The sequence below is a fragment of the Kitasatospora sp. NPDC057198 genome, assembly GCF_042670125.1.
In the GTDB taxonomy this organism is placed as follows: domain Bacteria; phylum Actinomycetota; class Actinomycetes; order Streptomycetales; family Streptomycetaceae; genus Kitasatospora.
This window is the reverse complement of record NZ_JBHUWH010000530.1, coordinates 1-5,081: the sequence shown is the minus strand read 5'-3', so window position 1 is coordinate 5,081 and position 5,081 is coordinate 1. Positions and strand designations below refer to the sequence as shown.

4 protein-coding genes and 2 pseudogenes are annotated in these 5,081 nt (G+C 74.0%); 4 read left to right on the top strand and 2 right to left on the bottom strand.

Annotated elements, in window-relative coordinates; translation table 11 throughout:
- Window positions 1–157, top strand: a pseudogene (locus tag ACFUEL_RS34790) (8-amino-7-oxononanoate synthase); the annotation flags it as partial.
- 47 nt (window positions 158–204) lie between these two features.
- Here the strand turns inward: ACFUEL_RS34790 and ACFUEL_RS34785 are convergent.
- Window positions 205–1,701, bottom strand: a complete 1,497-nt coding sequence (locus tag ACFUEL_RS34785) for an alkaline phosphatase family protein (RefSeq protein ID WP_380241422.1) — start codon at window positions 1,699–1,701, stop codon at window positions 205–207.
- A gap of 207 nt (window positions 1,702–1,908) precedes the next feature.
- Between ACFUEL_RS34785 and ACFUEL_RS34780 the strand changes: the two genes are divergently transcribed.
- A complete protein-coding gene (locus ACFUEL_RS34780; protein ID WP_380241420.1) occupies window positions 1,909–2,676 on the top strand; it encodes a GntR family transcriptional regulator in 768 nt (255 codons plus the stop codon).
- A 40-nt stretch (window positions 2,677–2,716) separates the two neighbouring features.
- Here ACFUEL_RS34780 and ACFUEL_RS34775 read toward each other — a convergent pair whose 3' ends face one another.
- On the bottom strand, window positions 2,717–3,307 hold the full coding sequence (locus ACFUEL_RS34775; RefSeq protein WP_380241419.1) for a hypothetical protein: 591 nt from the start codon (window positions 3,305–3,307) through the stop codon (window positions 2,717–2,719).
- 368 nt (window positions 3,308–3,675) lie between these two features.
- On the opposite strand from ACFUEL_RS34775, the gene ACFUEL_RS34770 reads away from it, so the two are divergent.
- The gene (locus ACFUEL_RS34770; RefSeq protein WP_380241417.1) at window positions 3,676–4,299 is read left to right on the top strand and encodes a hypothetical protein; all 624 of its coding nucleotides are present in this window, start codon (window positions 3,676–3,678) and stop codon (window positions 4,297–4,299) included.
- 549 nt (window positions 4,300–4,848) lie between these two features.
- A pseudogene (locus ACFUEL_RS34765) lies at window positions 4,849–5,081 on the top strand (TetR/AcrR family transcriptional regulator); the annotation flags it as partial.

The following is a 5,081-nucleotide window of genomic DNA, read 5'->3' as shown; positions in this document are numbered from 1 at the left end:
CTGGGCCGCCGACTGCCGTGGCGCGGGGCTCGCGGTGGGATGCTTCCGGCCGCCGTCGGTACCCGACGGGATCTCGCGGCTGCGGCTGACCGCCCGTGCCGACCTGACGGCCGAGCAGATCGCCTTCGCGGCCGGGGTGGTGCTCAAGACCCGCTGAGCGGTGCCGGGCGGGCGGGGCCGCCCGCCCGGACCGAGCGGGCCGGTTCAGCCGAAGACGACCTGGTCGACCGTCCAGAACGCCGAGTTGGTGCCGGTGTAGCGGAACTGGAACCGGGCCGTCGAGGCCCCCGCCGGGACGGCCACCTCCAGGTGCTCGACCGTGTTCAGGTCGGCCCGGTAGGACTTCACCAGCTGCGCGGCGCCGCCGTCGAAGGACACGTACACGTCGCCGGTCTGCGGGCCGTCCACCCTGTAGTCGGTGGCGAAGGACAGCGTCCCGCGCGTCCGCCCCGCCACCGGGTAGGCCGGGCTGACCAGCGTCGAGTCGAACTGTCCGGTGCCGTGCGACTTGTCGTCCCACTCGTCGGAGTCCGCGACCGCGAACACGTTGCGGGCCCGGACGTTGGTCTCCCGGCCCTGGCCCAGCTGCGCCGCCGTCCAGAACTCGTCGGTGGCGAACGCCCAGCCGCGCCACTCGGTGACGCCGCCGCTCGGCATCCGCGAGTTGTCGATCGACCAGCCGGTCGGCGGGGTGCGGGTGAAGCCCTTGACCGTCGAGCCGATGCCGGTCTCGTCCACCCTGGTCTGCAGGCTCGGGCGCAGCGCGTCGAACTCGTCCGGCACGATCTCGTCCACCGGCCTGCCGTCCAGGCCCCAGGCCGGATCGATCGGCGCGCCCTGGTGCTTGAGCACGGTCGGCGCGATGTCCACCGGCTTTACGTCGTAGCGGTGCGCCCCGGCGGCCTGGCCCCGGCCGTCGAGGACCATCCAGGTCTGCCGCTCGTTGGCGCTGTTGCCGCCGTGGCCGCCCGCGTCGGTGTGGCCGTGGTCGGTGGTGACCACGACCAGCCAGTCCTCCGAGGCGTACGTGGCACGGGACCTGAGCGCGGCCAGCACCTGCCCGACCAGGCCGTCCGCGCCGTGGATCGCCGCCAGGTACTGGCTGGACGCGCCGCCGTAGGAGTGCCCGGCCTCGTCCACCTCGTCGAAGTGCAGGAAGACCGAGTCCGGGTTGCCGTGCGCCAGGTAGTCGGCGGCGTCCGAGGCGGTCTTCGCGTCGTTCTCGCTCTCCGGGATCCGCAGGTCGGCGACGCCGTTGAAGACGTTCGCGGTGATCGGGTTCCAGGAGCCGATCACCAGCGTCGAGTTTGCCGGGTCGGCGGCCTCCAGCCGGCTCGCGTAGTCCGGGTACAGGTCGAAGCGCGCACCGGTGAAGCTGTTGTCCAGCACCCGGTGCTTGTCCGGCCACACGCCGGTCGCGATGGTCGACCAGCCCGGCCCGGACAGCGTCGGCGCCAGCGGGTTCGCGTACAGGTCGGACGTCGCCGTGGTGCCCGAGGCCATCAGCGCCTTCAGGTTCGGCGCGTCCGCCGCCAGCAGCTTGTCGTACCGGGTGCCGTCGATGCCGATCACCAGCGTCTTGGCCTGCTTGCTGCCGTTCGGCAGGCCGTTGTACGCGCCGGTGGCGGCCGCGGCGGACGAGGTGCCCAGCGGCACCAGCGCGGCCGCGACGACGGCCGCCGCGGAGAGGGAAAGGGCCATGGTGGAACGGGAGTTGCGCACGGGGGCTCCCAACGGGAAAGCGGCACGGTGCGGTTGCACCGGCAACCGAGGATGGGCCGGGCGGGCGGCGGCGAGCCCGCACCGAGTCCACGGTTGTATGAACAAGCGTCAAAATTCGGTCCAGACCGGTTATCGATCCGTGATGGTTCGTCGGCGCCCCGAACGGGGGATCGGTACCCTGGCGCGGTGAACCACGGCACCCACCGCGCACCCCTGGCCCCCGCCCGGTCGGGCGTTCCCGAGCACGGCCGGGTGCCCAAGTACTACCTGGTCAAGACCCGGGTCGAAGAACTCATCGGCGAGCTGGGCCCGGGCGGACGGCTCCCCACCGAAGCCGACCTGGCCGAACGGTGCGGCGTCGCCCGCGCCACCGTCCGCCAGGCCCTGCGCGAACTGCTGCTCGAAGGACGGCTGCGCCGCCGGGGCCGCGGGACGGTGGTCGCCGGGGCCAAGATCGAACAGCCGCTGTCGCTGGCCAGCTACACCGAGGGCGTCACCCGCCAGGGCCTGCGCCCCGGCCGCACCCTGATCGCCCTGGACCGGCAGCCCGCCGACCCCGCCCTGGCCGACCGCCTCGCCGTCCCGCCCGGCGAACCGCTCTGGCACCTCGAACGGGTGCTGCGCGCCGACGAGGAACGCGTCGGCCTGGAGTCCACCTACCTGCCGGTGGCCCGCGTCCCCGACCTGGCCACCGAGTTCGACCCGGCCGGATCGCTCTACGGCCACCTGCGCGAACGCGGCGTCCACCTCGCCGGAGCCGAGGAACGCATCGAGACCGTGCTCGCCACCCCGCGCGAGGCCCTGCTGATCGGCACCCCGCCCGCCCTGCCGATGCTGCTGCTGCACCGCCGCAGCCGGGACGCCGACGGCCGTCCGCTGGAACTCGCCCGCACCCTCTACCGGGGCGACCGGTTCAGCTTCACCCTCGACCTGACCGCGCCCACCACCGACTGACCGACCGGGACGGGACGGGGACAGGACAGGACGGGACAGCTCAGAACGCCGACATCAGCAGCAGGAACACGAACAGCGGCGCACCCCAGGCCAGCCCGCGCAGCACCCCGCGCCGCACGGTGCCCTCGGCGGGCAGCCGGAAGCGCGGCGCAGCGGCGGTGGTCGGCGCGGCCAGCGGCAGGCCCATCCGCACGCCCGCCGTGGCCAGCGCGGGCGCCAGCAGCGTGGAGGCCAGCCACATCGGGTAGAGGAAGCCCGGATCCCGCCGGGAGACCGGGTCCTGGTGCGAAGCGGGCGCGATCTCCGCGACCGGCCAGGCCAGCAACGCCACCAGCACGCCGAACAGCAGCGCCAGCACCGCTCCCGCCCACACCGCGCCCACCGACCGCGAACGGTACTTCGGCGCCGCCGTCCGCAGCAGGCTCCCCGCCAGCACGGCCGCCCCGTAACCGGCGAACACCGCCAGCCCGTTCCCGCGCAGCGCCCCGCGAAGCCCGTCCGCCCACGGCGCCCCGTCCGCCGCCACCCCGAACCCCCACCCGCCGGCCACCGCCGCCGCCAGGACCAGAGCCACCGCCCCGGGAGCCGCCGTCCGCGCCGCCGTACCGTCCACTGCCGTGCCGTTCGCCATGGCCAGCACGCTACAACGGCCCCCGCACGAGCCGGACAGGCCCTCCGGGGTTCCGACGCCCGGGAGGGCCTGGCGCCCGGAAGAGCCTGGCGTCCGGGAGGGCCGGGAGTTCGACGGCCGCCTTGCCGACACGGCCCCGACGCGCTGTGCCGGAAGGCTCCACGGGCCCGGTCGAAAGGGGAGGGGGCTGCCGGGCGGCGGGGCGCCGCTCGCGGCCTGGCGCGGCCTCGGACCGCGTTCGAGAACTGCCGTGAGTCGGGCTTGAACGATGTCTGGCCTGTCGCGATCGGCACGTAGGGTACGGCCCGTGGCTGGGCATCGAGCCGGTGCCGGGACGTGTACAGCCTTTGCGGCGGGGAGTGGCAGAGATGGGCGAGCCCACGTTCACGAACGAGATGACGACAGGCGGGAGCGGAGGTGGCGATGCTGTCGTCGAGCTGTCGCATCGCCTGTCGTGCATCGGGCCGACGCGTGGGGACGTCGTGGACTGGAAGGCTGTCGAGGCGGCGTACGGGAGACAACTCCCTTCGGACTACCGGAAGTTCATCGACACCTTCGGGCGTGGTTCGATCGAGTGGGTGGGTGTCTGCGGTCCGGCCGGCGGCAGCGCCGAGTGGGCGGGCATGCGGGTGGACACCCTTCCTCCAGGGATGCTGCGGGGCACCGCGGACGACTGGAACCTGCCCGAGCAGAGGGGCCTCTACCGCGTGGAGGACATGCTCGTCTGGGGCGTCACGGAAGCAGACGTCCTCACCTGGGTTGCCGCCGGCCCGGATCCGGACCGCTGGCCGGTTGCCGTCTGGGCCCGGCAGCACTCGGCTTGGACGGTGCACCCCGTCGGGATGGCCGAGTTCCTGGTGCGGCTCCTGCGCGACGAGTTCGAGGAGTGGCCGCTGAGTGACGTCAGCTTCAGAGGGGCCGCCACTGCGCGGTTCCTGCACGAAGACGACGAGGACCCCGACGCGGACCTGGGGAGCGGGCCCTGGAACTGATCCGGGTCTGTACCGGCGTTCGGGCGGAGTGTCAGTCGGCAGCCTGCGGCGGCGGGCGCAAGCCTTGCGCGCTGCCGGACGGCCTCGGGTGAGCCGGCGGACCGTGATGCCGGTCATCGTCCGGCGGATCATCGTCGCCGAGCGGGCCGGGCTGGTCTCGCAGTCCCGGGCAAGGCGCCGGTGGGGGGTGAGCCAAGAGAAGGCCCGCTCCACCGCCCACCGCTTGGGCCGGACCTGGAATCCGCGCTGGCCGGGTCCTTGCGGACGGTCTCCGGGTCGCGGCCGAGGACCGTGGCAGCCCGGTCGACCAGGCGGCCGGCGAAGCCCTGGTCGGCCCGGACTTTCTTGACGCCGGGGTGGTCGGGCCCGGTCCACGGCAAGGACCGCTTCGCACCGTCGCGGTCCTGGATGCTCGCCGCGACCGTCGGCTTCACGGACCCTGCCGCGCAGGGCGTCGTGGATGCGCTCGACGGCGCCGTCGTCGTGCCACCACTTGAAGTACCGGTACACCGTCGGCCACGGTGGGAAGTCCGTCCGTCGGGCGGCTTCGTGGTCGACGGCGCGACCGACACCGGTCACGCTTCCCGGGAGGTCCGCGAGGAGCTGCGCGCCCGCCGCGAGGGCACCGAGCGCGCGATCGCGGCCGAGACCGTCGCCGACGTCGACGCCGGGCTGCTTCCGCCCCGCCCCGGTCCGGGAGGAGGCGGACGGCTGGCCGACTCCCACGCCTCCGTCGTCCGGGGCATGCCCACCCGGGCCCGGGAGGGCGCGGCCCGCGCCAC

What these genes read in the sequence shown, in the direction of transcription:
- ACFUEL_RS34785 (WP_380241422.1), bottom strand. Translation starts at nt 1,701, where the DNA reads ATGGCCCTTTCCCTCTCCGCGGCGGCCGTCGTCGCGGCCGCGCTGGTG.
- ACFUEL_RS34775 (WP_380241419.1), bottom strand. Translation starts at nt 3,307, where the DNA reads ATGGCGAACGGCACGGCAGTGGACGGTACGGCGGCGCGGACGGCGGCT.
- ACFUEL_RS34770 (WP_380241417.1), top strand. Translation starts at nt 3,676, where the DNA reads ATGGGCGAGCCCACGTTCACGAACGAGATGACGACAGGCGGGAGCGGA.